Here is a 26,454-nt window from a genome sequence, read left to right on the forward strand (position 1 = left end):
AAAGATGCTCCGCGGCCTCGACATCCGCGACATGCTGATCATCGAGCGGCTGGAGCTGGCCTTCCAGCCCGGCCTCAACGTGCTGACCGGCGAGACCGGCGCGGGCAAGTCGATCCTGCTCGACGCGCTCGGCTTCGTGCTCGGCTGGCGGGGACGGGCGGACATCACCCGCCCCGGCGCCGCGCAGGGCGAGGTGACGGCAGTGTTCGACCTGCCCCCCACCCATCCGGCGCGCGAGATCCTGGCCGAGGCGGGGCTGCCGCTCGACGACGAGCTGATCCTGCGCCGCACCGCCACGCCCGAGGGCCGCAAGACGGCCTATGTCAACGACCGGCGCACCTCTGGCGAGGTGCTGCGCACGCTGTCCGAGACATTGGTGGAACTGCACGGCCAGCAGGATGACCGCGGCCTTCTGAACCCGCGCGGCCACCGCGACATTCTCGATGCTTTCGCCGAGACGGGCCCGCTGCTGGCGGAGACCCGCCAGCGCTGGCGCGCGCTCTCCGCCGCCCGCCGCGCGCTGGAGGAGGCCGAGGCCGGGCTGGAGGCCGCCCGGGCGGAGGAGGACTACCTACGCCATTCGGTGGCCGAACTCGACAAGCTCGCCCCCGAGGCGGGGGAGGAGGCCGAGCTCGACGCCCGCCGCCGGCTTATGCAGGCCTCGGCCCGGATCCGCGAGGATATCGCCCGTGCGCACGAGGCGCTTGGCCCCCAGGGCGCCGAGGGGATGGTGACCGATGCCTCCCGCTGGCTCGAAGGTGCCTCTGACCGGGCGGAGGGGCGGCTCGACGCCGCGCTCGACGCGCTGCAGCGGCTGATGGTGGAACTGGGCGAGGCGCAGCAGGGGGTCGAGGACTGCCTGGAGGCGCTGGCCTTCAACCCCTCGGAGCTGGAGGTGGTGGAGGAGCGACTCTTCGCCATCCGCGCGCTGGCCCGCAAGCATGGCTGCCTGGCAGACGACCTCGCCGGGCTGTCAGAGGCGCTCCACGCCCGCCTCGCAGCGCTCGACAGCGGCAGCGACAACCTGGCGCGGCTCACGGCCGAACTGCGCAGCGCCGAAGCGGCCCATGCCGAGGCCTGCGCCCGCCTGACGAAGGCCCGCAGCGCCGCCGCCACGCGCCTCGACAAGGCCATGGCGGGCGAGCTGCCGCCGCTGAAGCTGGAACGTGCCCGCTTCGCGACCGAGGTCGCGGCGGCCGAACCGGGCCCCGAGGGGGCCGATGCAGTGGCCTTCACCGTGGCCACAAACCCCGGCGCGCCGGCGGGGCCGCTGGACCGGATCGCCTCGGGCGGGGAGCTGTCGCGGTTCCTGCTTGCGCTGAAGGTCTGCCTGACCCGCGGCTCCACGCCCGTCACCATGATCTTCGACGAGATCGACCGCGGCGTCGGTGGCGCCACCGCCGATGCTGTCGGCCGCCGCCTCGCCGCGCTTTCGACCGAGGCGCAGGTGCTGGTCGTCACCCACTCGCCGCAGGTCGCGGCGCGCGCGGCGCATCACTGGCGGGTCGAGAAGCGGGTGAAGGCGGGGCTGACGACCTCGCAGGTCGTGCCGCTCGACGCGGAGGAGCGGGTGGACGAGATCGCCCGCATGCTCGCCGGCGACACGATCACGGAGGCGGCCCGGGCGGCCGCGCAGGCGCTTCTGGCAGGCTGAAGGGCTGAAGACGGAGGGCGGCCGCGCGCTGCCGCACGGCCCTTGCGCCGCAGAGGATTCTTGCCAGCAAAACGTGGGGCGCGGGCGCGGTGTTGCGCGGCAGGCGGCAGCACCGTCCCGATTTACGGTACTTTACGGTGCGAAAGCGGTGGCATTGCGGTGCGGAACCGGCGGGGCGGGATCAGTCCCCCTCGGCCACGAATTGCACGGAAACTGCGACCCAGCCGCCGGGCTGGCGCGACAGCACCGCCGTCAGCAGGGTCGAGATCCGCCCCGCGTCGCTGCCATCGGCATTGCGGATGCCGGACAGGACGAAGCGCTGGTGCGTCACCGCCACCACGGGCCCGAGCGGGCGGATCTTGCCGCGGCCGGTCACCAGCCGCGCCTTGGCAAAGGCGCCGCGCCACTCGCTCTTGAGCACCTTCTCGATCGCGGCGCGGCCCTCGGCCCAGGCGCCCGTTAGGCTAAGGAAATCAGCGTCTTCCGAGAAGAGCGTGCCAAGCGCCGCCGCGTCCTGCGACAGCCAGCAGGCCGAGAAGTTGCGGGCGAAGGCTTCTGCCGTTTCCGAAGCCATCAGTTGCCCCGTACCATCTTGCCGGGGTTCATCAGCCCGGCCGGGTCCAGCGCCCGCTTGATGTCGCCCATGATCTCCCACCCCGCCCCGTGTTCGCGCGCCATGTAGTCGAGCTTGCCCATGCCGATCCCGTGTTCCCCCGTCACCGTGCCGCCAAGCCTGAGCGCGCGGTCGGCCATCCGCGCGGCAAGCCGCTTGGCCTCCGTCGCCTCGGCCTCGTTACCGGGGTCGACCAGCAGGATCGCGTGGAAGTTGCCGTCGCCCACATGGCCGAGGATCGGGCCGGGGATGGAGGCCGCGGCGATGTCGGCGCGGGTTTCCTCCACCGCCTCTGCCAGGCGCGAGATAGGGACACAGACATCGGTCACCCAGGCCGTGGCGCCGGGGCGGAGCGCGAGGCAGGCGTAATAGGCGTTGTGCCGCATCCGCCAGAGACGCGCGCGGTCCTCTGCCTTGTCGGCCCATTGGAAGCCGCGGCCGCCGGCCTCTGCAACGATCTCGCCGAAGCGTTCGGCCTGTTCGGCGACGGCGGCGGGGGAGCCGTGAAACTCCACGAGCAGATGCGGCTCCTCCGGCATGCCGGCGTGGTCGCGCTGGTTGAAGGCCGCGACCGTGGCCGCGTCGACGAATTCGATCCGCGCCATCGGGATGCCGGATTGAATCGTGGCGATCACCGCTTCCACCGCCGGGGCCATCGCCGGGAAGGCGCAGACGGCGGCAGAGACCGCCTCGGGCTGGCCGTGGAGGCGGATGGTGATCTCGGTGATCAGTCCCAGGGTGCCCTCGGCGCCGACGAAGAGGCCGGTGAGGTCATAGCCGGCGGAGCTTTTGCGCGCCGCGGTCCCGGTGCGAATGACGCGGCCGTCGGCCAGCACCACCTCCAGCGCCAACACGTTGTCGCGCATCGTGCCGTAGCGCACCGCGGTGGTGCCGGAGGCGCGGGTCGAGGCCATGCCGCCGAGAGAGGCATTGGCGCCGGGGTCGACCGGAAAGAAGAGGCCGGTGGCGCGAAGTTCGGTGTTCAGCGCCTCGCGGGTGATGCCGGGCTGGATGCGGGCGACCATGTCTTCGGACCGCACCTCCAGCACCCGCGCCATGCGGGCGAAATCCACCGTCACCCCGCCATGCAGCGCCAGCGCGTGCCCTTCGAGCGAGGTGCCCGCGCCCCAGCCGGTCACCGGCAGACCGTGACGGGCGCAGATCGAAACGAGGCGGGAGACCTCTTCCGTCGTCTCGGGGTAGGCCACGGCCTCGGGCGGCAAGGCCGGGAAATGCGTCTCGTTCCGGCCGTGGGCCTCGCGGTCGGCGGCGGAGGTGACCAGCCGGTCGCCGAGGAGCGTGGACAGCTCCGCCAATGCGGGGGAAGGGGCCATAGGGAACCTCGCGAAAGGGGCGGCGGCACCGCCGCCCGCGCCTCTCTCTTGGCAAATGCCGGGGCGCGGCGCAATGGCCGGGCGGCGCGCCCGGGGGCTTTCCGCCGGGGCGAGGTGTCAGGGCGGCGCGCCGGGCTCAGATCCGCTCGAGCGTCACCTTGTCGGGGTAGAAGGCGAGGTGGCCCGCGATCCGCTCCATCGCGTCGAGCGGCGTTTCGTAGGACCAGGCGGCGTCATGGATCTGGCCGCTCTTGGTAACGATGGAGAAATAGTTCGCATCGCCCTTGTGGGGACAATGGCTGCGCGTCTCCGAGCGTTCGAGGAAGGTCATCGCGATATCCTCGCGCGGGAAGTAGATCACCGCGTCATAGCCCGTCTCGGTCAGTTCCAGCGCGTTGGTGCTTTCGGCCAGGATCGCGCCGCCGGCGCGGACGGTCCAGTTGCCCTGAGCCCGGGTGATGCGGATATGGTCGGCCATGGTGGTCTCCTTAACTCGTGTTGGGGTCCGCGCTCAGATCGGCGCGGTCACCGCCTCGAGCCAGGAACGTGCCGTTTCGCCGACGCGCGGGCCGATCTTCTCCCGCACCTCGGCGTGATAGGCGTTCAGCCAGTCCCGTTCCGGTTGGGAGAGCATCGCGGTCTCGACCAGACGGCGGTCGATCGGCACGAAGGTCAGCGTCTCGAAGCTATACATGGCGCGGTCATCGGCTCCCGGCAAGTCCGGGGCGCCCTCGACCACCACGAGGTTCTCGATCCGGATGCCAAAGGCGCCCTCGCGGTAGTAGCCGGGCTCGTTCGACAGGATCATCCCGGGCTCCAGCGGCACTTCCGAGCTGCGGGCGAGGCGCTGCGGCCCCTCGTGGACCGAGAGATAGGCGCCGACGCCGTGGCCGGTGCCGTGGTTGAAGTCCTGGCCGGCGAGCCAGAGCGGGTAGCGCGCGAAGCCGTCGAGGTCGCGGCCGGTCAGCCCCACGGGCCAGCGCGCGCGGGAGATCGCGATCATCCCCTGCAGGACGCGGGTGAAGCAGGCGCGGGCTTCCTCCGACGGCGCACCGATCGCGATGGTGCGGGTGATGTCGGTGGTGCCGTCCGGGTACTGGCCGCCGGAATCGACGACCAGAAGCTCGCCCTCGCCGAGGGAGCGTTTGGTCTCCTCGGTCACGCGGTAATGCATGATCGCGCCATGGGGGCCTGCGCCGCAGATCGTCTCGAAGCTGATCTCGCGCAGGGCGTTGGTGGCGCGGCGGAAGCCTTCGAGTTTCTGGACCACGTCGATCTCGGTCAGATCGCCGGGGGCGTTGGCGTCGAGCCAGGCGAGGAATTCGACCATCGCGCCCGCGTCGCGGAGATGGGCGATGCGCATCCCCTCGATCTCGGAGGCGTTCTTGCGGGCCTTGGGCAGCAGGCAGGGATCGGCGCCCGCGGCCGCGGTGACGCCCGCGCCCTCGAGGATCTGCCAGACGGCGAGCGGCGCCGTGCCGCGGTCGGTGCGGACGGGGCCCGAAAGGGCGGTCAGGGCGGCGGTGAAGGCCTCGGGCGCGGCCAGCGTGACCTCGGGGCCGAGATGGGCGCGCAGGTCGTCGTCGAGCTTGGCCGGGTCGATGAAGAGCGTCAGCCGCCCGTCGTTGAAGAGTACGGCGAAGGCTTGGACGACCGGATTGCGGGCAATATCGCTGCCGCGGATGTTCAGGAGCCAGGAGATCGAATCCGGCAGGGTAATGACGGCGGATTTCTGACCCGCCGCGCGCAGTTCGGCGGCAAGGCGGGCGCGTTTGTCCGCGGCGCTTTCGCCGGCGAATTCAAGCGGATGGGCAAGGACGCGGCCCTTCGGCGGGGGCGGCTGATCCTCCCAGATCGCGTCGATCAGGTTGGAGGTCGGCTTCAGCGTGATCGCGGTGCCGGCGAGCGCCGCCTCGATCTTCGCGATCTCGTCGGCGGTGTGGAGCCAGGGATCGAAGCCGATGACGCCGCCGCCGAGCTTTTCCTTCAGCCAGTCGCCCGGCTTGATGTCGGGCCAGGGGACGGGGGTGAAATGCGCCAGGTCCACCTGGCTTTTCACCTGCGTCCGGTAGCGCCCGTCGATGAAGACGCCCGCCACATCGGGCAGCACGATGCAGAAGCCGGCCGAGCCGGTGAAGCCGGTGAGCCAGGCCAGGCGTTCGTCATGCGGGGCGACGTATTCGCCCTGATGGGCGTCGGCGCGCGGCACGATGAAGCCGGTCAGCCCCTCCGCCGCGAGGCGCGCGCGCAGCGTGGCAAGGCGGGGCGGGCCCTGTTCGGGCCGGGCGGTCGATTGAAAGCTCTGGAACATCAGCTGGCGCGCCTCCGGCCCATGACGCGCGCGCGGGCCTTGGGATCGGCCTCGAACAGCGCGGCGAGTTGTTCGGTGATGGCGCCGGCGAGCTGCTCGACGTCGGTGATGGTCACGGCGCGGTCGTAGTAGCGCGTGACGTCATGGCCGATGCCGATGGCGATCAGTTCCACGAGCTTCTTCTTCTCCACCATCGCGATCACGTCGCGCAGGTGCTTTTCGAGGTAGTTGGCGGGGTTCACCGAGAGGGTGGAATCATCCACCGGCGCGCCGTCGGAGATCACCATCAGGATCTTTCGCGCCTCGTGGCGCTGCGCCATCCGGCGATGCGCCCATTCCAGCGCCTCGCCGTCGATGTTTTCCTTCAGGAGGCCCTCTTTCATCATCAAGCCGAGGTTCTCGCGCGCCCGGCGCCAGGGCGAATCCGCGCCCTTGTAGATAATGTGGCGCAGGTCGTTCAGCCGGCCCGGCGACTGCGGGCGGCCGTCTGCCAGCCAGCGCTCGCGGCTTTGCCCGCCCTTCCAGGCGCGGGTGGTGAAGCCGAGGATCTCGACCTTCACCTGGCAGCGTTCCAGTGTCCGGGCCAGCACGTCGGCGCAGATCGCGGCGATCGAGATCGGACGGCCGCGCATGGAGCCGGAGTTGTCGAGAAGCAGCGTCACCACCGTGTCGCGGAACTCGGTGTCCTGCTCCTGCTTGAACGAGAGCGGGGTCGTCGGGTTGGCGACCACGCGGGCGAGACGGCCGGCGTCGAGCGTGCCTTCCTCGAGGTCGAAGAGCCAGGAGCGGTTCTGCTGCGCCTGAAGCCGCCGCTGCAGCTTGTTGGCAAGCCGCGAGACGGCGCCCTTCAGCGGTTCCAGCTGCTGGTCGAGATAGGCCCGCAGGCGTTCCAGCTCGGCGGGTTCGGCCAGGTCCTCGGCGCGGATCTCCTCGTCGAACTCGGTGCAGTAGACCGTGTAGTTCGGGTCGGCGTCGGAATGCGGCGCGGGCGGCGGCGGCTCCAGCGGGGCCTCGCCTTCGGGCATCTCGGCCTCGTCCGACATCTCGGCATCGGCGGCCTCGTCCATGGAGACCTGGGCCTGCGACTGGTCCTGCGTCTCCTCCTGGCTCTGCTCGGGGGAGGCGTCGCTGTCCTCGCTCTCCTCCTCCTCCTCGCCGGCGCTCTCGGGGCTGTCCTCGTCTTCCTGAGCCTCGTCCTGCCCCTCTTCGTCGTCTTCCTCCGGCTCGTCGCCGAGCTGGTCGGCATAGCCGAGATCGGCGATCACGCGCCGGGCGAGGCGGGCGAAGGCGGCCTGGTTCGAGAGGGTCTCGGAGACGGATTCAAGATCGCCGCCGGCCTGCTGCTCCACGAAGCCGCGCCAGAGGTTGGCGACGTTGGCGGCCCCCTTCGGCAGATCCCGGCCGGTGGCCAGTTCGCGGATGATGTAGCCCGCCGCCTGCGCCAGCGGCGCATCCTCGCGCCGGGTGATCTGGGAATAGCCGCGCCGCTCCGCCTCATGCGCGATCTTGGCGTCGATGTTGCCCGAGGTGCCGGGCATCTCGCGCGCGCCCATCGCTTCGCAGCGGGCGGTTTCCATCGCCTCGTAGAGGTCGCGCGCCATCTGGCCCTGCGGCGCGAAGCGGGCATGGGTCTTGGCGTCGTGGAACCGGTGGCGGAGCGCGAAGGCGTCCGCCGTTCCGCGGGCCAGAAGCACCTCGTCGCGGGTCATCCGGCGGCTGACCTGAGGCAGGCGGATCGCCTCGCCCGACATGCCGGGCGGGTCGACCGAATAGCTGACGGTCAGCTCGGCGTCCTGCGCCATGGTCTTTGTCGCCTCGGCGAGCGCCTTCTTGAACGGCTCGGCGGGGTTGTCGGGTTTGTTCATCTTCGCGCCCCGGATATTCCATGCGCGGCCGCGCGGGCCGCTTCGGGCCCGACCGGGCCCTTTCGCAGGAAGATAAATCACCCCCGGGGCCGGGGGGCAAGCGGGCGGGCCGCCTCAGCCGCCGTTTTCGGCGTCGTAGCGGGCGCGGGCGGCGTTGATCCGGGCGGTGTTCTCCACCGTCCATCGCACCAGCGTGTCAATCGGGCCGAGCAACTCGCGCCCGAGGTCGGTCAGCGCGTAATCGACGCGCGGCGGGCGGGAGGGTGTCACCACCCGCGCCACCAGCCCGTCGCGTTCGAGGTTCCTAAGCGTCGTCGTCAGCATCTTCTGCGAGATGTTGCCGATCTCGCGCCGCAGCGCGGAGAAGCGCATCGGCCCCTGGCCGAGGTAGGTCACCACCAGCGCCGACCACTTGTCGCCGATTCGCGAGAGCATGGCGGAGATCGTCTGGCAGCTGGCGGTCTGGTCGCGGACATCCGGTTTCAAAAAGGTGCCTCCTTGCAACTCGCGGATGGTTTCCAAATTATATCAGGTATGGATTCGTAACCAGCACGAACAGGAGGCTTCGATGGCAGGCATGAAACCCAGGATAGCAGTGGTGATCGGTTCGACCCGGAAGTCGCGCTTCGCGGACAAGCCGGCGGAGTGGATCCTCGCCAAGGCGAAAGAGCGGACCGGCTGGGATGTCGACCTGGTCGACCTGCGCGACTTCGACCTGCCGTTCTTCGACGAGCGGGCCTCCAACCTCTGGGTGCCCAGCGAGGATCCCCACGCGGTGAAATGGCAGGAGACGATCGGCGGCTATGACGGGTTCATCTTCGTGGTGGCGGAATACAACCGCTCGATCACCGGGGCGCTGAAGAACGCGCTCGACCAGGCCTACAAGGAATGGGGCCGCAAGCCGATGGCGGCGCTCGGCTATGGCGGGCTGGGTGCGGCGCGCGCGATCGAGCATCTGCGGCTGATCGGGGTGGAACTGCAGATGGTGCCGCTTCGCAACGCCGTTCACATCGGCGCGGGCGAGTTCCGCAAGGTCAGCCCGATGGGCGGCAACGGCGCGATGAGCGAGATCGACGAGGTTCTGGCGCCCTCTGCCAAGGCGATGCTGGACGAGCTCGACTGGTGGGTGCGGGTCACCATGACCGGCCGTCAGGAAAGTGCCGCGGCGGCCTGAGGGCCCTCAGGCGAGCGGCCGGGTGCCGCTCGCCAGCTCTGCCAGCAGGGCCACATGGACGTCGAGCCCGTCGATCACCGGGTAGCCGGGGTCGTGCTTGCCGTCGAAGGCGAGGTTAAGGTCGGTGCCGCCGAGCACGATCGCCTCGGCGCTCTGATCCTCCACCATCCGGCGGCCGGCCTCGAAGAAGGCGGCGCGGCTTTCCTCGGGGCAGATGCCCGCGACGGCGACGTCCTGATAGAGCTGGCGCAAGGGCTCCAGCTGGTCTTCGGGCGGGGCGACGGCGCGGGTGCGGGAGAGCTGGCCGTAAAGCCGCGTCTCCATCACCACGCGGGTGCCGAGGATGCCAACAGTGCCATAGCCCTGCGCGGCGAAATAGTCGTCGAGCGGGGCCACGGCGGAGACGAGCGGCAGAGACGAGATCGCCTGCGTCTCCGCAAAGCAGAAATGCCCGCCGAGCGAGGTGATCGCGGCGCAATCCGCGCCCGCGGCCTTCAGCCGGTCAATGAGGCGGGCATAGACCTCCGCCTGCTCCTGCCGGCGGTCGGCGAGGTTGTTGCGGATCAGCGTCTGGATGTCGGCCTGCACGATTGTCAGCTCCAGCGGCTTGCCGGCCATCGCCGCGCAGAGCCGCTGGTAGTAGACCACGGTCGCGGCGGCACCGATGCCGCCGATGAGCCCGATGTGGAGGCCCTTGCCCCCGGCCATCACTTCATCGCGGTCGAGGCGGCGCTTTCGGGCAGCTCTTCGTCAAAGCAGCGCTGGTAGAACTCCGCCACCGTCTGGCGCTCCAGCTCATCGCATTTGTTGAGGAAGCTGAGGCGGAAGGCATAGCCGATGTTGTGGAAGATCTCGGCGTTCTGGGCCCAGGCGATGACGGTCCGCGGCGACATGACGGTCGACAGATCACCGGCCATGAAGGCAGTGCGGGTGAAATCCGCCACCGTGACCATCTGGCTGACCGTCTTGCGGCCCTTGTCGGTGTTGTAGTGCGGGGCCTTCGACAGGATGATCGCCACCTCGGCATCATGGCTGAGGTAGTTCAGCGTGGCGACCAGCGACCAGCGGTCCATCTGGCCCTGGTTGATCTGCTGAGTGCCGTGGTAAAGGCCGGTCGTGTCGCCGAGGCCCACGGTGTTCGAGGTCGCGAAGAGCCGGAAATACGGGTTCGGCGTAATCACCTCGTTCTGGTCCAGAAGCGTCAGCTTGCCGTCGGCCTCCAGCACCCGCTGGATGACGAACATGACGTCGGCCCGGCCAGCATCGTATTCGTCGAAGACGATGGCGGTGGGGTTGCGGAGCGCCCAGGGCAGGATGCCTTCCTGGAACTGCGTGACCTGGCGCCCGTCGACGAGCTTGATCGCGTCCTTGCCGATCAGGTCGATCCGCGAGATGTGGCTGTCGAGGTTGACGCGCACGCAGGGCCAGTTGAGGCGCGAGGAGACCTGCTCGATATGCGTCGACTTGCCGGTGCCGTGATAGCCTTGGATCAGGACGCGGCGGTTGTACTGAAACCCGGCGAGGATGGCGAGCGTGGTGTCCGGATCGAACTTGTAGGTGGGATCCTCCGCCGGCACCCGGTCGGTGCGCTCGGCAAAGCCCCTGACCTTCATGTCGGTATCGATGCCGAAGACATCACGGACCGAGATTTCCTCGGTCGGTTTCGCGTTCACGTCGATCATGCCGTCGGCCATCGTCTTATCCCTGTCCGGGGCGGCCCTCCGCCCGCCGTTCATCCAACCCCGGTGTGATGGAACATAACGCCGGGGGGTTCAAGGGGAAGGGCGGCGAAACGACGCCCTCGCTGGCTGGCGCCGCCGCCGCATCGGCACCCCCGCGCGCAGAGCGGGGCGGGCGGGGCGGGGGACGCCGCTCAGTCCTTGAAGAAGCGACTTTCCTTGATCTGGTCCCAGGCCCAGACGACCTCTTGCAGCCGGTCCTCGTCAGAGCGGTTGCCGCCATTCATGTCGGGGTGGAGATCCTTCACCAAGGCCTTGTATTGGCGCCGTATTTCCACCTTCGTCCAATGATCCCGCGCGTCGAGGATCTCGAGCGCCCGGCGCTCGGTCGGCGGCAGCTTGCGGGAGGCGGCGGTGGCGCGGCCGGGGTTCTGCGTGGCGTTCGGGCCGAGGATCTCCATCGGGTCGTCGACGCCGAGGCGGGACCAGGCGCGCGTCTCCTCGCCCCGCTTGTTGAAGGGCTTGGTGTCGCGGTTCCAGACCCGGTCGCTGTCGAGCTGCTTGTTGAACTCCTCCTCGGTATGGCCGGAGAAGAAGTTCCACTTCAGATTATACTCGCGGACATGGTCGCGGCAGAACCAGTAGTACTCGTCGAGCTGGTCGGGCGATTTCGGCGCACGGTACTGCCCGGCCTCCCGGCAGCCCGGGTGGTCGCAGACCCGCGTGGAGGTCTCGAAGGCGCCCGACATGCCGCGGCGCGTCTTGGTGCGGCGCTTCTTGTCGGAGGAAACGCGCATGTCGAATTCAAAGGGTGTGCGCTCGCTCATGAACCTGCCTTTCCGACTCGGAGGGGAGAGTCTAGGGTTTTTCGCGCGACATTGAAGGGGACGAGGGCGAGAAAATGACCATGCAGGCGGAGATCGAACAGCGGCTGCGCAAGGCTTTCTCGCCGGAGGAGCTGGAGGTGGTGAACGAGAGCCACCGCCATGCCGGCCATGCCGGGGACGACGGCTCGGGCGAAAGTCATTTCCGTGTGCGCATCCGCGCGGCCGAGCTTGCCGCGATGGGTCGGGTCGCACGGCACCGGGCGATCCACCGCGCGCTTGGCGACGAGGTGACGGCGCGGATCCACGCGCTGGCGCTCGACGCGGGTTAACCAGGTCTTGGCGGGGCGTTCCGGCACGCCGGGCGGGGGATCGGGATTCCCCCGCAAGCCTTTGGCGTGGCTTGGAAAAGCGAATACCGTAACAGCACCGCTTTTGCACCGCTTTGTCACCGTAACGCACCGGCGCATTGTGCGCTGGCGCACGAAAATCGCAAAACCCAGCAAAATCCGTGCGCTGGCGCACGGTGGCGGAGAGGGGCGCGGAGACGGGCGGTCAGCCGGCGGAGGGGGGCTCGTCCTTCCCCTTGCGGGTGAAGCTCGGCACCTGGCGGGCGTGCGCGGGGCCGGCCGAGGGGGCGCCGGCATTGGCCGGGCCGAGGGGCGGCGCCCGGTTGCCGGACAGGAACCCCTCTTCCTCCCCCGCCGGGGCCACGAGGCGCGGGCCGCGGGTTTCGGGCATGGCATGGACCGAGGCGAGCTGCGAGGCGGCGGCGGCCGAGAGCGGCTCCGGCTCGGCCGGGGTCTCGACCGCGACGCGGGGGGCGGCCGGACGGTGGGGCGCCTCGGCGGCCTCCTCGGCCGGGGCGACGCGGGGCGCGGTGTCCGGCAGCAGACGGCGGAAGACCAGCATGTTCTGCGATGTGACGGTGATCCGCCCGGCGAGGCCGTGGCGTTCTTCCACCGGCAGGGTGTCGGCGCGGACATATTCCCAGCCGTCGCGGCCGAGCTGGTTCATCAGCGTCGTGAGCGTCAGCGCGAAGCGATCTTCCAGGCCCTTGACGCCGCGCGCCTTGTCGCCGCGCCGGGGCGCCGGGACCACCTTGTATTCGAACCGTGTCATCGGATCCCTCTCTCGAAGCCGCAGCCACGAAAACCTTTGCGGCGACGACGTTACCCCGAAGGGTACCGCGAGTCCAAGCCGCGTTTCCGTGTGCTGGAGTGATGGACGCGCGGCCGGCCGCCGGGGGCGGCCGCGCATCGGTGGAAAACCGCCCCGAACGGGGGCGGATCGGCAATCAGAGGCCGAGCTTCCTGGCCACCAGTTCGTTCACCGCAGCCGGGTTGGCCTTGCCGCCGGTCGCCTTGAGGACCTGGCCCACGAACCAGCCGGCCAGCTTGGGGTTGGCCTTGGCCTTCTCGACCTGCGCCGGGTTGGCGGCGATCACCTCGTCCACCGCCTTCTCGATGGCGCCGGTGTCGGTGACCTGCTTCATGCCGCGGGCCTCGACGATCTCTGCCGGATCGCCGCCTTCGGTGTAGACGATCTCGAACAGGTCCTTGGCGATCTTGCCGGAGATGTCGCCCTTGCCGATCAGGTCGACGATGGCGCCGAGCTGGGCGGCGGAGACCGGGCTTTCGCCGATCTCGTGGCCTTCCTTCTTCAGGCGCCCGAAGAGCTCGTTGATCACCCAGTTGGCGGCCATCTTGCCGTCGCGGCCCTTCGCCACCTCCTCGAAGAAGCGGGCGGCGTCGAGCTCTGCCGTCAGCACGGAGGCGTCGTAATCGGTCAGGCCGAAATCGGCCATGAAGCGGGCCTTCTTGGCGTCCGGAAGTTCCGGCATGCGGTCGGCGATGTCGTCGACCCAGGCCTGCTCGATCTCCAGCGGCAGAAGGTCGGGGCAGGGGAAGTAGCGATAGTCATGCGCCTCTTCCTTCGAGCGCATGGAGCGCGTCTCGCCCTTGTCGGGATCGTAGAGGCGGGTTTCCTGGTCGATCTTGCCGCCGTCCTCGAGGATGGCGATCTGGCGGCGCGCCTCGTATTCGATGGCGGCTTGGATGAACCGCATCGAGTTCATGTTCTTGATCTCGCAGCGGGTGCCAAGATGCGAGAAATCCTGCGTCTCCTGGTAGCGCTCGTAGGCGCCCGGGCGGCAGACGGAGACGTTCACGTCGGCGCGCAGGTTGCCGTTCTGCATGTTGCCGTCGCAGGTGCCGAGGTAGCGCAGGATCTGGCGCAGCTTGCCGACATAGGCCGCGGCCTCTTCCGGCCCGCGGATGTCGGGGCGGGAGACGATCTCCATCAGGGCGACGCCGGTGCGGTTGAGGTCGACGAAGGACATCGCCGGGTCCATGTCGTGGATCGACTTGCCGGCGTCCTGTTCCAAGTGGATGCGTTCGATCCGCACGCGGCGGGCGACGCCGGGGGCCATCTCGACGATCACCTCGCCCTCGCCGACGATCGGGTGGTAGAGCTGGGAGATCTGGTAGCCCTGCGGCAGGTCCGGGTAGAAGTAGTTCTTCCGGTCGAAGGCGGAGCGCAGGTTGATCGCGGCCTTGAGGCCAAGGCCGGTGCGCACGGCCTGTTCGACGCAGAATTCGTTGATCACCGGCAGCATCCCCGGCATCGCGGCATCGACGAAGGAGACGTTGGAGTTCGGCTCCGCCCCGAAGCGGGTGGAGGCGCCGGAAAAGAGCTTGGCGTTGGAGGAGACCTGGGCATGGACCTCCATGCCGATCACCAGTTCCCATTCGGACTTGGCGCCCTGGATCACTTTGGGCTTCGGGGCTTCGAAGGTGAGATCGAGCATGTCGGCGGTCCTTCCGTGCGGTCGGCCTAATTAGGCCAGCCGGAGGGGCGGGGGCAAGGGGGCAGGCGCCAGGGGAAGGGGGCGGCGGCAGGGGGCTTCCGCCCCCTCGGCCTGCGGCCTCACTCCCGAGGTTACTTGCGGACAGAAGAATTCCCGGGGGGTGCTTCTTCTGTCCATAAATATCCCCGCCGGAGGCCCCAGCCGGGCGCGGGATCAGCCCTCGCCGAGCATCCTTTGCGTCATCTCGCCCAGGTCGCGCGAGAGGCCGGGGGTGGCGCGGATGCGGGCGAGCTCTGCCCGGATCATGCCCTGGCGGTCGGCGTCGTAGCGGCGCCAGGTTTCGAAGGCGGTGGAGAGGCGGGCCGCCGTCTGCGGGTTGATGCCGTCGAGCTTGATCAGCCAGTCGGCGAGCAGGCGGTAGGCGGCGCCGGAGGCGTGGTGGAAGCCCGCGTGATTGGCCGCCATGGCGCCGAGGACGGCGCGGAAGCGGTTGGGGTTCTTCCAGTCGAACTCCGCGTGCTCCGTCAGGCGGCGGGCGGTCTCGGCCAGCGCCGCGGGGGTGGCCTCGAGCACCTGAAGGGTGAACCACTTGTCCATGACGAGGCGGTCGGCGGCCCAGCGGCGGGCGAAGCTTGCAAGCGCCTCCTCTCCCTTGCCGATCATCAGGAGGGCGGCCATGGCGCCGAGTTCCTCTGTCATGTTCGAGGCCTCGGAGAACTGCTTTTCCGCCCGGGCGCCGCCATCGAGGCGGGTCAGGTAGGCCAGCGCCTGCAGCCTGAGCGCGCGCTGGCCGGCGGCCCGGGGATCGGGCGTGTAGGGGCCGGGGACGGCCATCGTCTCGTGCAGGCTGGTCAGGGTCGGACGCAGCGCCTCGGCCACCGCGAGGGCGAGCTTCTCCCGCGCGGCGTAGATCGCGGCGGGGTCTGGCGTCCGGCCGGCGGCGAAGAGGGTCTGGGCCATGTCGTCCTCGGACGGCAGGCGCAGGGCATAGGCGCGGAAGGCGGGGTCGAGCGCCTCGTCGCGGGCCATGCGGGTGAGCGCGTCGAGGTAGTCGGGGCCGGGCGCCGCGCCATCGGTGACCATGCGGGCCAGCACGTCCTTGGCGAGGCTGCGGCCCGCCTCCCACTTGTTGAACGGGTCGGTGTCATGCGCCAGCAGGAAGGCGCGTTCCTCTGGCGTTGAGGCGCGGTCGAGCACCACGGGGGCGGAGAAGTTGCGCAGGATCGAGGGGACGGGCCGGGTCGCGAGGCCCTCGAAGGTGAAGCTCTGCTCCGCCTCGGTCATCTCGAGGACTTGGGTCGGCAGCACCTCGTCGCCGTTCGGGTTCAGGAGGCCGACGGCGATGGGGATGACGCGGGGCGGCTTTTCCGACTGGCCCGGGGTGGGGGCGGTTTCCTGTTTGAAGCTGAGCGTGTAGCGGCCGTCCCTGAAGTCCTCCGTCACCGTCAGGCGGGGGGTACCGGCATCGGTGTACCAGCGCTTGAACTGGGTCAGGTCGCGGCCGGTCGCGTCCTCGAACACCTTCAGCCAGTCCTCGATCGTGGCGGCGTCGCCGTCGTGGCGGTCGAAGTAGAGATCGAGCGCCTTGCGGTAGCCGTCCTCGCCGACGAGGCTTTTCAGCATGCCGATCACCTCGGCGCCCTTCTCGTAGACGGTGGCGGTGTAGAAGTTGTTGATTTCCACGTAATTGTCGGGCCGGACCGGGTGGGCGAGGGGGCCGCCGTCCTCGCGGAACTGGCGGGCGCGGAGCGTCAGCACATCCTCGATCCGCTTCACGGAGGCCGAGCGCATGTCAGAGGAGAAGGACTGGTCGCGGTAGACGGTCAGCCCTTCCTTCAGGCAGAGCTGGAACCAGTCGCGGCAGGTGATGCGGTTGCCGGTCCAGTTGTGAAAATACTCGTGGGCGATGATCGCCTCGATGCGGGCGAAGTCGTCGTCGGTCGCGGTCTCTGGCAGGGCGAGGACGTATTTGGAGTTGAAAATGTTCAACCCCTTGTTCTCCATTGCGCCCATATTGAAGTCATCGACGGCGACAATGTTGAAAATGTCCAAGTCGTATTCGCGGCCGTAGGTCTCTTCATCCCACTTCATCGCGCGTTTCAGGGCGCCCATCGCATAGGCGCATTTGCCCTCGTCCCCCGGGCGAACCCAGATGTTGAGCGCGACCTCGCGGCCCGAGGCGGTGGTGAAGCGGTCGGAATGGGCGACGAGATCGCCCGCGACCAGCGCGAAGAGATAGGAGGGCTTGGGCCAGGGGTCGTGCCATTCGGCCCAGCCGGGGCCCTCGCCCTTCAGGTCGCCGTTCGACAGCAGGACCGGCAGGTCGGATTCGATGCGGACATGGAACGGGGCCATGACGTCGGGGCGGTCGGGGTAGAAGGTGATGCGGCGGAAGCCCTCGGCCTCGCATTGGGTGCAGTACATGGCGCGCGACATGTAGAGCCCTTCGAGGCGGGTGTTGTCCTCTGGCGCGATCTCGACCTCGGCCGTGAAGATGAAGGGGCCATCGGGGAGGGTCGCCGCCGGCAGGGTGAGGCCGGTGGTGTCGGGCAGCGCCGTGATGGGCGTTCCGTCCACCGCGGCGGAGATCAGGCCGAGCGCCTCGCCGTCGAGCCTGAGGTCGTGCGCGCCGGGGCGCGCGGGATTGGGGGTGAAGCGGATCTCGGAGAGGACGCGGGTCGAGGCCGGGGCGAGGCGGAAGGTCAGCCGCACGTCCTCCACCAGGTGGCTGGGGGGCAGGTAGTCGGCCAGATGCACCGTCTGCGGGGTCTCGTCCTTCATCGCGCTCTCCTCTGGAAGTGCCACAGGTGTAGCGGTTCGGGCCGGAGGTTCAAGCCAGGGGAGGCGTGCGGGCCGGGGCGGCCGGGGTGACCGCCGGGATCGAGAGCGCTCAAGATCCCGCGACGCACGGTTTCATCGCGGCGGGGCGGGGCCCACCTGTTGGGAAAGGCCCCAGGCGGGCCGGAAAGGAGCTGACATGTCCGCCCCTGACGTGAATCTTGAAGAGCAATCGCGGCGCCACACCGCGCCGCTTCTGGGGATCAGCGCCGTGGTGGCCGTGGTGCTGGTCTATCTGATGATCTCTGTCGCCGGACTGGTCCGGCAGGCGCAGCCGATCCGCAGCAGCGGGCCGAAGATCAACGACCAGACCGGCAAGCTGATCCACTTCTCGACCCCGGTGATGCCCGCGCCGCAGCCGACGCTGCCGCAGGGCGCGCGCGACAGGGGTTATGGCCAGCAGGGTTACGGCGAGACGCCGGCCCAGACGGCCAGCGCCCTGGATAACGGGCCGGCTGCGCCGGTCAGAGCGTGACGGCCAGCCGCTCCAGCTGGCGCAGGGCCGTCGCCCAGCCGTCCATGAAGCCCATGTGTTCGTGCTGGTGCTTGTTCTCGGCATTGGCATGGAGGGCGCGGGCGGTATAGCGCGTGCCCTCGCCCTCGCGCGCGACGGTGAGGATCGCGGTGAAGAAGGGCTGCGGCGCTGGGCGCCAGTCCGCCTGCAGCGCGTCGGTGAAGACGAGGCGCTGTTCGGGGACGACGTCCAGGTAGCAGCCCTCGACCGGCATGGTATGGCCGTCGGGCAGACGCATGACGGTGTAGAACTTGCCGCCGGGGCGCAGGTCTATCCGCGCCTCTATCGTTTCGACCGGCTTCGGGGCCCACCATTGCTTCAGAAGCTCCGGTTCGGTCCAGCAGCGCCAGACCTGCGCCGGGCTGGCGGCGATCAGGCGGGTCAGTTCGAGGTCGAGTTCGGGATTAATTTCCATCGGTCTCCTCCTTGGGAAATGTCGCGAGGAGCGCGTCGAGCCGGTCGAGGCGCCCCTCCCAGATCGAATGCTGCCGGGTGAGCCAGTCCGTGGCCGGGGCAAGCCGGTCAGGCAGCGCGCGGCAGAGGCGGGTGCGGCCGGTCTTCTCGCTGGCGATGAGGCCTGCCTGCTCCAGCACAGCGAGGTGGCGCATGACCGTCGGCAGGGCGAGGCCGGTCGGGGCGGCGAGCTCCGTCACCGGCGCGGGGCCGCGGAAGAGCCGCTCCAGCATCGCGCGTCGTGTGGGGTCGCCGAGCGCGTGGAACAGGGTGTCGAGTGCAGGGTCATGCTTAGTCATGTCGCTAAGTATTCACGCCCGGGTGAGTCGGGCAAGGAAAACTTAGCTGATTGGCTAGGTTTCGGCATGCGGCCGCGGGCAGCGGCGGATTGTCTTTGGTTGTCATGGGCTTGGCGCCTGTAGGGCGGGGCACAGGGCGGCCCTTCCACCCAGAGTGCCGTTTGTTGCCTATCGGAAACTTTTTCCCTAATGGTGTGCCATGGCATACCGGGCGCATGGCGCCCAAGAAGAGGGACTTTCTGGCATGACGGACCGCATCGGGAAAAACGGCCTACAGGTCGATGCGCGGCTGGTGGCGTTCATCGAGGGCGAGGCGCTGCCGGGAACGGGCGTATCGGCGGAGGCGTTCTGGGCGGGTCTGTCGGATGCGGTGCATGGGCTCGGGCCGAAGAACGCGGCGCTCCTTGCCCGGCGGGAGGAGCTGCAGGCGGCCATCGACGGCTGGCACAAGGCCCGCAAGGGGCAGGCGATGGACCAGGACGCCTATGAGGCCTTCCTGCGCGAGATCGGCTATCTCGTTCCCGAAGGCCCGGATTTCAGGATCGAGACCGAGGGCACGGATCCGGAATTCGCGGCGATCCCCGGGCCGCAGCTGGTCGTGCCGGTGATGAACGCGCGCTATGCGCTGAACGCGGCCAATGCGCGCTGGGGATCGCTCTATGACGCGCTTTACGGCACCGATGCGCTGGGCGACGCGCCGAAGGCGGGCGGCTTCGACGCCGAGCGGGGCGCGCGGGTGATCGCCTGGGGGCGGACCTTCCTCGACGAGGCGGTGCCGCTCGCCTCGGGCAGCCATGCCGACGTGACGGGATACAGCGTGAAGGACGGGGCGCTGGTGCCGGCGCTGGCCGACCCGTCGATGTTCGTGGGCTACGCGGGCGCGGCGGCGGCGCCCTCTGCCGTGGTGCTGAAGCAGAACCATCTGCACATCATCATCGACATCGATGCGGGCCATTTCATCGGCAAGACCGACCGTGCCCATGTCGCCGATATCCGGCTGGAGGCGGCGGTCTCCTCGATCATGGACTGCGAGGATTCGGTGGCGGCGGTCGATGCGCCGGACAAGGTGCTGGCCTATCGCAACTGGCTGGGCCTGATGAAGGGCGACCTGGCCGACACGTTCGAGAAGGGCGGAAAATCCGTAACCCGGACGCTGAGCGGTGACCTGGGCTTCACCGCCGCCGACGGCTCGGCGCTGGCGCTGAAGGGCCGCTCGATCATGCTGGTGCGCAATGTCGGCCACCTGATGACCAACCCGGCGGTTCTGGATCGCGACGGGAACGAGGCCTACGAGGGGCTTCTGGACGCCTTCTGCACCGTGCTTTGCGCGATGCACGACCTCAGGAAGGTCTCCGGGCCGCGGAACTCCGTCACCGGCTCGGTCTATGTCGTGAAGCCGAAGATGCACGGGCCGGAAGAGGTCGCCTTCGCCGACCAGATCTTCACGGCGGTCGAGGCCTGCCTGGGCCTGCCGGCCAATACCGTGAAGCTCGGCATCATGGACGAGGAGCGGCGTACCTCGGCCAACTTGAAGGAATGCATCCGGGCCGCGAAGCGGCGGGTGGCCTTTATCAACACGGGTTTCCTCGACCGTACCGGGGACGAGATCCACACTTCGATGGAAGCCGGGCCGATGGTCCGGAAGGGGGAGATGAAGAACTCCGCCTGGATCAAGAGCTACGAGGATCGCAACGTCGACATCGGCCTGGCCTGCGGGCTTTCCGGCAAGGCGCAGATCGGCAAGGGAATGTGGGCGGCGCCGGACCTGATGGCGGCGATGCTGGCCGAGAAGATCGGCCATCCGAAGGCGGGCGCGAACACCGCCTGGGTGCCGTCGCCGACGGCGGCGACGCTGCATGCCACGCATTACCACAAGGTCGACGTCTTCGCCCGGCAGGGCGAGATCGCCTCGGGCGGGGCGCGCGGCAGCCTGCGGGACCTGCTGACGATCCCGCTTGCCCATGGCACCAACTGGAACGCCGACGAGATCCAGGCGGAACTGGAGAACAACGCGCAGGGTATCCTTGGCTATGTCGTGCGCTGGATCGATCAGGGCGTCGGCTGCTCCAAGGTGCCGGATATCCATGATGTCGGGCTGATGGAGGACCGGGCGACCTGCCGGATCTCCTCGCAAGCGCTGGCGAACTGGCTGCATCATGGCGTGGTGAGCCAAGAGCAGGTCATGGCGGTGATGAAGAAGATGGCCGCCGTCGTCGACCGGCAGAACGCGGGGGACGCGGCCTATGTGCCGATGGCGCCGGGCTTCGACGGTCAGGCCTTCAAGGCGGCCTGCGACCTGGTCTTCGAGGGGCGGGTGCAGCCCTCGGGCTATACCGAGCCGGTGCTGCATGCGCGGCGGCGGAAGCTGAAGGCGGAGCGCGGGATCATCTGAGCGCGGCCGCATGGATGGTGCGCAATGACTGCGCACCTTACGGGAGGGTGAGATGATTTCACTTCGGAAGGCGCGGAGCATCATCCGTGCGGCACTGGCGAAGGGGACCGAGGCGGGGTTCAAGCCGCTGTCGGTCGTGATTCTGGACGAAGGCGGTCACGTGATCGCCTTCGAACGCTCCGACGGGGCAAGCCCGGGGCGGTTCGACATCGCGCGGGGCAAGGCCTACGGCTGCCTGATGCTGGGCCTTGGCGGCGATGCGATCCAGAAGCGGGCGGAGGCGCAGCCGACCTTCACCGACGCGATGAACGGCCTTTACGGCGGCCGATTCGTGCCGGTGCGTGGCGGCGTGCTGGTGCGCGACGCGCGCGGCAAGGTGCTGGGTGCGGTGGGCGTGACCGGCGACACCTCAGACAACGACGCGGTGGCGGCGGTGGCCGGGATCGAGGCGGCGGGCTACCGGGCCGAAGCCTGAGGCCGGCGCGGGCGCCCCGGCCCCGTGGACGCCGCCCGGCAACCGCGCTATCAGGCGGCGAGATTTACGAGGAGCGCCCGATGGCCGGCCATGACTTTGCCCAACCGATGACCGCGCGGAAATCCGGCCCCCTCAAGGGCGTGGCGGAGATCCCGGGCGACAAGTCGATCAGCCACCGCGCGCTGATCCTGGGCGCGCTGGCCGTGGGCGAGACCCGCGTCACCGGTCTGCTGGAGGGCGAGGACGTGCTGGGCACCGCCGCTGCAATGCGCGCCTTCGGCGCCGAGGTGACGCGCCACGGGCCGGGGGCCTGGTCGGTCCACGGCGTGGGTGTGGGCGGCTTCGGCGAGCCGGCCGACGTGATCGACTGCGGCAATTCCGGCACCTCCGTCCGCCTGATCATGGGCGCGATGGCGACGACGGCGATGACGGCGACCTTCACCGGCGATGCGAGCCTCCGGAAGCGGCCGATGGGGCGGGTGACGGATCCGCTGTCGCTTTTCGGGGCGCAGGCTTACGGGCGGGCCGGCGGGCGACTGCCGATGACGGTGATCGGCGCGGCCGATCCGGTGCCCGCGCGCTACACCGTGCCGGTGCCGTCGGCGCAGGTGAAATCCGCCGTGCTTCTGGCGGGCCTCAACGCGCCCGGCGAGACGGTGGTGATCGAGCGCGAGCCGACGCGGGACCATTCCGAACGCATGCTGCGCGGCTTCGGCGCGACGCTTTCGGCGGAAAAGACCGCCGAGGGCCATGTGATCACCCTGCAGGGCCGGCCGGAGCTGCGCCCGCAGGAGGTCGCCGTGCCGCGCGATCCCTCCTCCGCCGCCTTCCCGGTCTGCGCGGCGCTGATCGTCGAGGGGTCCGAGATCCTCGTTCCCGGCGTCAGCCAGAACAGCACGCGCAACGGGCTCTATACGACGCTCGTCGAGATGGGCGCGCTGATAGATTTTGAGAACGCGCGCGAAGAGGGCGGCGAGCCGGTGGCCGATCTGCGCGTGCGCTTCTCGCCCGAGATGAAGGGGATCGAGGTGCCGCCGGAGCGCGCGGCCTCGATGATCGACGAATATCCGGTGCTCTCGGTCGTCGCGGCGAACGCGACCGGCACCACGGTGATGCGCGGCGTCAAGGAGCTGCGCGTCAAGGAAAGCGACCGGATCGACGCCATGGCGCGCGGCCTCGAGGCCTGCGGGGTGACGATCGAGGAGGATGAGGATACGCTTATCGTCCACGGGATGGGACCGGGGGCGGTTCCGGGGGGCGCTGTTTGCGCGAGCCACCTGGACCATCGGATCGCGATGAGCTTCCTTGTTCTCGGCCTTGCGGCGAAGAAGCCGGTCTCGGTCGATGACGGCGCGCCGATCGCGACCAGCTTTCCGGTCTTCGAGGGCCTGATGGCGGGGCTTGGCGCCTCCATCGCCCGCGACAACCAATAGGGCGGGCGCACCGAGGGTACGGGAACGGCTTGGCCGGGAGGGATGCGATGAGCTTCACGGTGGCGATCGACGGGCCCGCTGCGGCGGGCAAGGGGACGATCTCGCGCGCGGTGGCGGCGCGGTTCGGCTTCGCGCATCTCGACACCGGGCTTCTTTACCGTGCGGTCGGCGCCAAGGGCGGCGATCCGGTGGCGGTGGCCCGGGGGCTGAGCGCGGCGGACCTTGAACGGGACGACCTGCGCTCGGCCGAGGCGGGGCAGGCGGCGAGCCGGGTGGCGGCGGTGCCGGAGGTGCGCAAGGCCCTGGTCGCGTTCCAGCAGGCCTTTGCCCGGCGCGATGGCGGGGCGGTGCTCGACGGGCGGGATATCGGCACGGTCATCTGCCCGGAGGCCGAGGTGAAGATCTATGTCACCGCCACCGACGCGGTGCGGGCGCATCGCCGCTGGCTGGAGCTTCGCGAGGCGGGCGAGACGGTGAGTGAGGCGGAGGTTCTCGCCCAGCTGCAGGAGCGCGACGAGCGCGACCGGGCACGGACCTCGGCGCCGCTGAAGCCCGCGGCGGATGCGGTGGTGCTGGACACCTCCAGCCTGGGGATCGACGAGGCGGTGGCCCGCGCGATCGATCTGGTCTCCGCCCGGCGCTGAGGCTGTTGCGCAATGGCCGCAGACGTCCACCGATGCGGCGGGATGTCGCGGCAGAGGCTTGCCCGAGCGGCCCCCGGGGCCTAAAGCCGGAACCCTGACCCACGTTTTGAAAGGGAGGCGCTGCATGATTACCAACCGTTACGCTCGCCTCGCCAATGTGGGCCTGGCCGGGATGCATCCCGGCAATTGGTGCTCTCGCCGTTTGGCCTGATGCCCCTCACGGACCTTCGCGGGTCCCCTTTTCCAAGACTTGACAACAGCTTGACCCGATAGGGGCCGGTTTCGGTCCGCCGTTCCGGGTCTCATTTCACCAGGAGAGGCCGGATTGCCGCGAGGCGCCGGAATTCATGCCATGATTGCACAACCGAACCTTCCCGCATCCCGGCCCGATCTGACCGCGGCGCTGCAGGACATCATCGACCGGCACGGCGCCTGGCGCGTTCTGCGCGCGGCTTTCGCGGCAGCGCTGCGCCACCGTCCGCCGGCGCGGGGCGACGATGCCGGGCAGCTCAACGCCCACCTGCGCCGCGATATCGGGCTGCCGCCCGTTCCGCCCGGGCGACCCTCGTTCTGGGACCTGCGCTGAGGCAGTCCGGAATTCGGGCCGGGGTACGCGGGCGGCGTGCTATCCTCCCGGGGGACGGGTTCCCCGGGAGGGTTTCGCCATGAGAGATGCCCTGGCCGCCGCCGCGCTGGCGCTGATCCTTGCCGGGGCCGCCCCGGCGCAGGAGGTGCGGCGCATCGACTTCGCAGCCGGGGCGAGTGCCACGACCGCGCGGGGCGAGATCCGGGGCTATGACTATATCCTTTACGAGCTGCGCGCGGCGGCGGGGCAGCGGATGCGGATCAGGATGGCGAGCCCGAATACGGCCGCCTATTTCAACGTCTTCGCCCCGGGCAAAGGGCCGGGGGATGCGGCGATCTTCATCGGCTCGATCTCGGGGCCGGTCTTCGATGCGCCGCTTGCGGCCTCGGGCGTCTACTCGGTGCAGGTCTACATGATGCGCTCGGCCGCGCGGCGGGGGGAGCGCGCGGCCTACCGGCTCTACGTCTCGATCACGGGGAGGCCGGACGGCTGAGGGCCTCGGGCCCGGCAATGCTGTGCGCTCTTGCCTCCGGGCCGCGATATCTTTATAGCAGCCGCAGTCAAAACGGCGGTCAAGAAGCCGGACGATATGGGGCAGGGTCGGAGATGCAATCCGGCCCTTTGTCTTTTGTCCGGCCTCCTGGGCGCCCGACGGACCGCAACGAAGACCGGCGGAGCCAACCGCCCGGCCAGTGAAAACCCTATGAAGGAAACCGTGACTCTATGAGCGCTAAAGCTAGCATGGAAGAATTCGAAGCCCTCCTGCAGGAGAGCTTCGAGATCGACACCCCCGACGAGGGCTCTGTCGTAAAGGGCAAGGTCATCGCCATCGAGGCGGGCCAGGCCATCATCGACGTCGGCTACAAGATGGAAGGCCGTGTCGATCTGAAGGAATTCGCGAATCCGGGCGAGGCCCCGTCGATCACCGTCGGCGATGAGGTCGAGGTCTACCTCGACCGCGTCGAGAACGCGCGTGGCGAGGCCGTCATCAGCCGCGACAAGGCGCGGCGTGAAGAGGCCTGGGATCGTCTCGAGAAGGCCTACGCCAGCGAAGAGCGTGTCGAAGGCGCGATCTTCGGCCGCGTGAAGGGTGGCTTCACCGTCGATCTCGGCGGCGCCGTGGCCTTCCTTCCGGGCTCCCAGGTCGACGTGCGCCCGGTGCGCGACGCCGGCCCGCTGATGGGCCTGAAGCAGCCGTTCCAGATCCTCAAGATGGACCGTCGCCGCGGCAACATCGTCGTGTCGCGCCGGGCGATCCTGGAAGAGAGCCGCGCCGAGCAGCGCGCCGAAGTCATCGCCAACCTCTCCGAAGGTCAGGTGGTGGATGGCGTGGTCAAGAACATCACCGAATACGGCGCCTTCGTCGATCTGGGTGGTGTGGACGGCCTGCTGCACGTCACCGACATGGCCTGGCGCCGCGTCAACCACCCGTCGGAAATCCTGTCGATCGGCGAGACCGTCAAGGTTCAGGTCATCAAGATCAACAAGGAAACCCACCGCATCAGCCTGGGCATGAAGCAGCTGCTGGCCGATCCGTGGGATTCGGTGGAAGCCAACTATCCGCTGGGTTCGGTCCACAAGGGCCGCGTGACCAACATCACCGACTACGGCGCCTTCGTGGAGCTGGAGCCGGGCGTCGAAGGTCTCGTCCACGTCTCGGAAATGTCCTGGACCAAGAAGAACGTCCACCCCGGCAAGATCGTTTCGACCAGCCAGGAAGTCGACGTCATGGTTCTCGAGATCGACAGCGCCAAGCGCCGCGTCTCGCTGGGCCTGAAGCAGACCATGCGCAACCCGTGGGAAGTCTTCGCCGAAACCCATCCGATCGGTACGCAGATCGAGGGCGAGGTGAAGAACATCACCGAGTTCGGGCTGTTCGTGGGTCTCGACAACGACATCGACGGGATGGTTCACCTCTCCGACCTGAGCTGGGATCAGCGCGGGGAAGAGGCGATCCAGAACTACCGCAAGGGCGACGTCGTCCAGGCGGTCGTCACCGAGGTCGACACCGAGAAGGAGCGGATTTCGCTCTCGATCAAGGCGCTGGGTGAAGACACGTTCAGCGATGCGGTCGACGGCGTGAAGCGCGGCTCGGTCGTCACCGTCACGGTGACCGCGATCGAGGATGGCGGCATCGAGGTCGAGTACAACGGCATGAAGAGCTTCATCCGTCGCTCCGACCTGTCGCGTGACCGTTCCGAGCAGCGCCCCGAGCGCTTCCAGGTCGGCGACCACGTCGATGCGCGCGTGACCAACATCGACAGCAAGACCCGTCGTCTGGGCCTGTCGATCAAGGCGCGCGAGATCGCCGAGGAGAAGGAAGCCGTGGAACAATACGGTTCGTCCGACTCCGGTGCGTCGCTGGGCGACATCCTTGGCGCCGCGCTCAAGGGCGACAAGAACTGAGCACAGCTCAGTCCACGAGATTGGAAGCGGCCCCCGTTCGGGGGCCGTTTTCTTTTGGCGCGAGCCCCCGCCCGCCCGGATGGGCGCGGCCCTCCGTGGTCGCGGGATGGGGCGCGGGTGCGAATCGGTCCCCCCCCTCTCTGGCATGCCG

The 26,454-nt window shown here is 69.0% G+C and carries 25 protein-coding genes; 11 read left to right on the top strand and 14 right to left on the bottom strand.

The window, feature by feature from the left end:
- Positions 1 to 4 precede the first annotated feature (4 nt).
- Positions 5 to 1,654, top strand: a complete 1,650-nt coding sequence (gene recN / locus EIP85_RS17145) for a DNA repair protein RecN (protein ID WP_127903440.1) — start codon at positions 5 to 7, stop codon at positions 1,652 to 1,654.
- A gap of 181 nt (positions 1,655 to 1,835) precedes the next feature.
- Here recN and EIP85_RS17150 read toward each other — a convergent pair whose 3' ends face one another.
- From EIP85_RS17150 to EIP85_RS17175, 6 genes are all read right to left on the bottom strand, one after another.
- Entirely contained in the window at positions 1,836 to 2,228 is a 393-nt protein-coding gene (locus EIP85_RS17150) for a YybH family protein (RefSeq protein ID WP_127903441.1), read from the bottom strand.
- A complete protein-coding gene (locus EIP85_RS17155) occupies positions 2,228 to 3,601 on the bottom strand; it encodes an FAD-binding oxidoreductase (RefSeq protein WP_127903442.1) in 1,374 nt (457 codons plus the stop codon). Before EIP85_RS17155 ends, EIP85_RS17150 begins: the two co-directional genes overlap by 1 nt.
- A gap of 136 nt (positions 3,602 to 3,737) precedes the next feature.
- A complete protein-coding gene (locus tag EIP85_RS17160) occupies positions 3,738 to 4,079 on the bottom strand; it encodes a DUF427 domain-containing protein (protein WP_127903443.1) in 342 nt (113 codons plus the stop codon).
- Positions 4,080 to 4,112: 33 nt separating this feature from the next.
- Positions 4,113 to 5,912 (bottom strand): aminopeptidase P family protein, encoded by a 1,800-nt coding sequence (locus EIP85_RS17165; protein ID WP_127903444.1) that lies wholly within the window; start codon positions 5,910 to 5,912, stop codon positions 4,113 to 4,115.
- The gene (gene cobT / locus EIP85_RS17170) at positions 5,912 to 7,777 is read right to left on the bottom strand and encodes a cobaltochelatase subunit CobT (protein ID WP_127903445.1); all 1,866 of its coding nucleotides are present in this window, start codon (positions 7,775 to 7,777) and stop codon (positions 5,912 to 5,914) included. Before cobT ends, EIP85_RS17165 begins: the two co-directional genes overlap by 1 nt.
- 114 nt (positions 7,778 to 7,891) lie before the next feature.
- Positions 7,892 to 8,263, bottom strand: a complete 372-nt coding sequence (locus tag EIP85_RS17175; RefSeq protein ID WP_241560072.1) for a winged helix-turn-helix transcriptional regulator — start codon at positions 8,261 to 8,263, stop codon at positions 7,892 to 7,894.
- 82 nt (positions 8,264 to 8,345) lie between these two features.
- Between EIP85_RS17175 and EIP85_RS17180 the strand changes: the two genes are divergently transcribed.
- The gene (locus tag EIP85_RS17180) at positions 8,346 to 8,951 is read left to right on the top strand and encodes an NADPH-dependent FMN reductase (protein WP_241560073.1); all 606 of its coding nucleotides are present in this window, start codon (positions 8,346 to 8,348) and stop codon (positions 8,949 to 8,951) included.
- Positions 8,952 to 8,957: 6 nt separating this feature from the next.
- On the opposite strand, the gene EIP85_RS17185 is transcribed toward EIP85_RS17180, so the two are convergent.
- The 3 genes from EIP85_RS17185 to EIP85_RS17195 all read right to left on the bottom strand — a co-directional run bounded on the left by EIP85_RS17185 (position 8,958) and on the right by EIP85_RS17195 (position 11,457).
- Entirely contained in the window at positions 8,958 to 9,659 is a 702-nt protein-coding gene (locus EIP85_RS17185; RefSeq protein WP_127903446.1) for an aspartate/glutamate racemase family protein, read from the bottom strand.
- Positions 9,659 to 10,645 (bottom strand): cobaltochelatase subunit CobS, encoded by a 987-nt coding sequence (cobS, locus tag EIP85_RS17190; RefSeq protein WP_127903447.1) that lies wholly within the window; start codon positions 10,643 to 10,645, stop codon positions 9,659 to 9,661. The genes EIP85_RS17185 and cobS overlap by 1 nt, the downstream gene beginning before the upstream one ends.
- Before the next feature lie 179 nt (positions 10,646 to 10,824).
- Positions 10,825 to 11,457, bottom strand: coding sequence for a J domain-containing protein (locus tag EIP85_RS17195; protein WP_127903448.1), 633 nt, complete (start codon positions 11,455 to 11,457; stop codon positions 10,825 to 10,827).
- Between the two features lie 74 nt (positions 11,458 to 11,531).
- Between EIP85_RS17195 and EIP85_RS17200 the strand changes: the two genes are divergently transcribed.
- Positions 11,532 to 11,786, top strand: coding sequence for a BolA family protein (locus EIP85_RS17200; RefSeq protein WP_127903449.1), 255 nt, complete (start codon positions 11,532 to 11,534; stop codon positions 11,784 to 11,786).
- Between the two features lie 223 nt (positions 11,787 to 12,009).
- Here the strand turns inward: EIP85_RS17200 and EIP85_RS17205 are convergent, their stop codons facing one another.
- From EIP85_RS17205 to pepN, 3 genes are all read right to left on the bottom strand, one after another.
- Positions 12,010 to 12,576: a DUF4177 domain-containing protein gene (locus tag EIP85_RS17205; protein ID WP_127903450.1), complete on the bottom strand. Its 567-nt coding sequence runs from the start codon at positions 12,574 to 12,576 to the stop codon at positions 12,010 to 12,012.
- A 175-nt stretch (positions 12,577 to 12,751) separates the two neighbouring features.
- Positions 12,752 to 14,263, bottom strand: coding sequence for an Asp-tRNA(Asn)/Glu-tRNA(Gln) amidotransferase subunit GatB (gatB, locus tag EIP85_RS17210; RefSeq protein WP_127903451.1), 1,512 nt, complete (start codon positions 14,261 to 14,263; stop codon positions 12,752 to 12,754).
- Between the two features lie 213 nt (positions 14,264 to 14,476).
- On the bottom strand, positions 14,477 to 17,044 hold the full coding sequence (gene pepN, locus EIP85_RS17215; RefSeq protein ID WP_127903452.1) for an aminopeptidase N: 2,568 nt from the start codon (positions 17,042 to 17,044) through the stop codon (positions 14,477 to 14,479).
- Positions 17,045 to 17,240: 196 nt separating this feature from the next.
- On the opposite strand from pepN, the gene EIP85_RS17220 reads away from it, so the two are divergent.
- Positions 17,241 to 17,576 carry a hypothetical protein gene (locus EIP85_RS17220; protein WP_127903453.1) on the top strand — a complete coding sequence of 112 codons (336 nt, stop codon included), beginning with the start codon at positions 17,241 to 17,243 and terminating at the stop codon, positions 17,574 to 17,576.
- Here the strand turns inward: EIP85_RS17220 and EIP85_RS17225 are convergent.
- Both EIP85_RS17225 and EIP85_RS17230 read right to left on the bottom strand, forming a co-directional pair.
- Entirely contained in the window at positions 17,566 to 18,030 is a 465-nt protein-coding gene (locus EIP85_RS17225) for an SRPBCC family protein (RefSeq protein ID WP_127903454.1), read from the bottom strand. The genes EIP85_RS17220 and EIP85_RS17225 overlap by 11 nt on opposite strands.
- Positions 18,020 to 18,367 (bottom strand): ArsR/SmtB family transcription factor, encoded by a 348-nt coding sequence (locus EIP85_RS17230; RefSeq protein ID WP_127903455.1) that lies wholly within the window; start codon positions 18,365 to 18,367, stop codon positions 18,020 to 18,022. The genes EIP85_RS17225 and EIP85_RS17230 overlap by 11 nt, the downstream gene beginning before the upstream one ends.
- Before the next feature lie 244 nt (positions 18,368 to 18,611).
- Between EIP85_RS17230 and EIP85_RS17235 the strand changes: the two genes are divergently transcribed.
- From EIP85_RS17235 to rpsA, 7 genes are all read left to right on the top strand, one after another.
- Complete coding sequence (locus EIP85_RS17235) at positions 18,612 to 20,759, top strand: malate synthase G (protein WP_127903456.1); 2,148 nt, start codon at positions 18,612 to 18,614, stop codon at positions 20,757 to 20,759.
- A 52-nt stretch (positions 20,760 to 20,811) separates the two neighbouring features.
- Positions 20,812 to 21,234: a GlcG/HbpS family heme-binding protein gene (locus tag EIP85_RS17240; protein WP_127903457.1), complete on the top strand. Its 423-nt coding sequence runs from the start codon at positions 20,812 to 20,814 to the stop codon at positions 21,232 to 21,234.
- 80 nt (positions 21,235 to 21,314) lie between these two features.
- On the top strand, positions 21,315 to 22,667 hold the full coding sequence (aroA, locus tag EIP85_RS17245) for a 3-phosphoshikimate 1-carboxyvinyltransferase (RefSeq protein WP_127903458.1): 1,353 nt from the start codon (positions 21,315 to 21,317) through the stop codon (positions 22,665 to 22,667).
- A gap of 47 nt (positions 22,668 to 22,714) precedes the next feature.
- The gene (locus EIP85_RS17250) at positions 22,715 to 23,311 is read left to right on the top strand and encodes a (d)CMP kinase (RefSeq protein WP_127903459.1); all 597 of its coding nucleotides are present in this window, start codon (positions 22,715 to 22,717) and stop codon (positions 23,309 to 23,311) included.
- A gap of 352 nt (positions 23,312 to 23,663) precedes the next feature.
- Positions 23,664 to 23,897: a hypothetical protein gene (locus tag EIP85_RS17255; protein WP_127903460.1), complete on the top strand. Its 234-nt coding sequence runs from the start codon at positions 23,664 to 23,666 to the stop codon at positions 23,895 to 23,897.
- Between the two features lie 79 nt (positions 23,898 to 23,976).
- On the top strand, positions 23,977 to 24,390 hold the full coding sequence (locus EIP85_RS17260) for a DNA breaking-rejoining protein (RefSeq protein ID WP_127903461.1): 414 nt from the start codon (positions 23,977 to 23,979) through the stop codon (positions 24,388 to 24,390).
- A 230-nt stretch (positions 24,391 to 24,620) separates the two neighbouring features.
- Positions 24,621 to 26,303, top strand: coding sequence for a 30S ribosomal protein S1 (rpsA, locus tag EIP85_RS17265; RefSeq protein ID WP_127903462.1), 1,683 nt, complete (start codon positions 24,621 to 24,623; stop codon positions 26,301 to 26,303).
- Positions 26,304 to 26,454 lie beyond the last annotated feature (151 nt).

Origin of the sequence: Solirhodobacter olei (genome assembly GCF_004010155.1) — a bacterium.
In the GTDB taxonomy this organism is placed as follows: Bacteria; Pseudomonadota; Alphaproteobacteria; order Rhodobacterales; family Rhodobacteraceae; genus Solirhodobacter; species Solirhodobacter olei.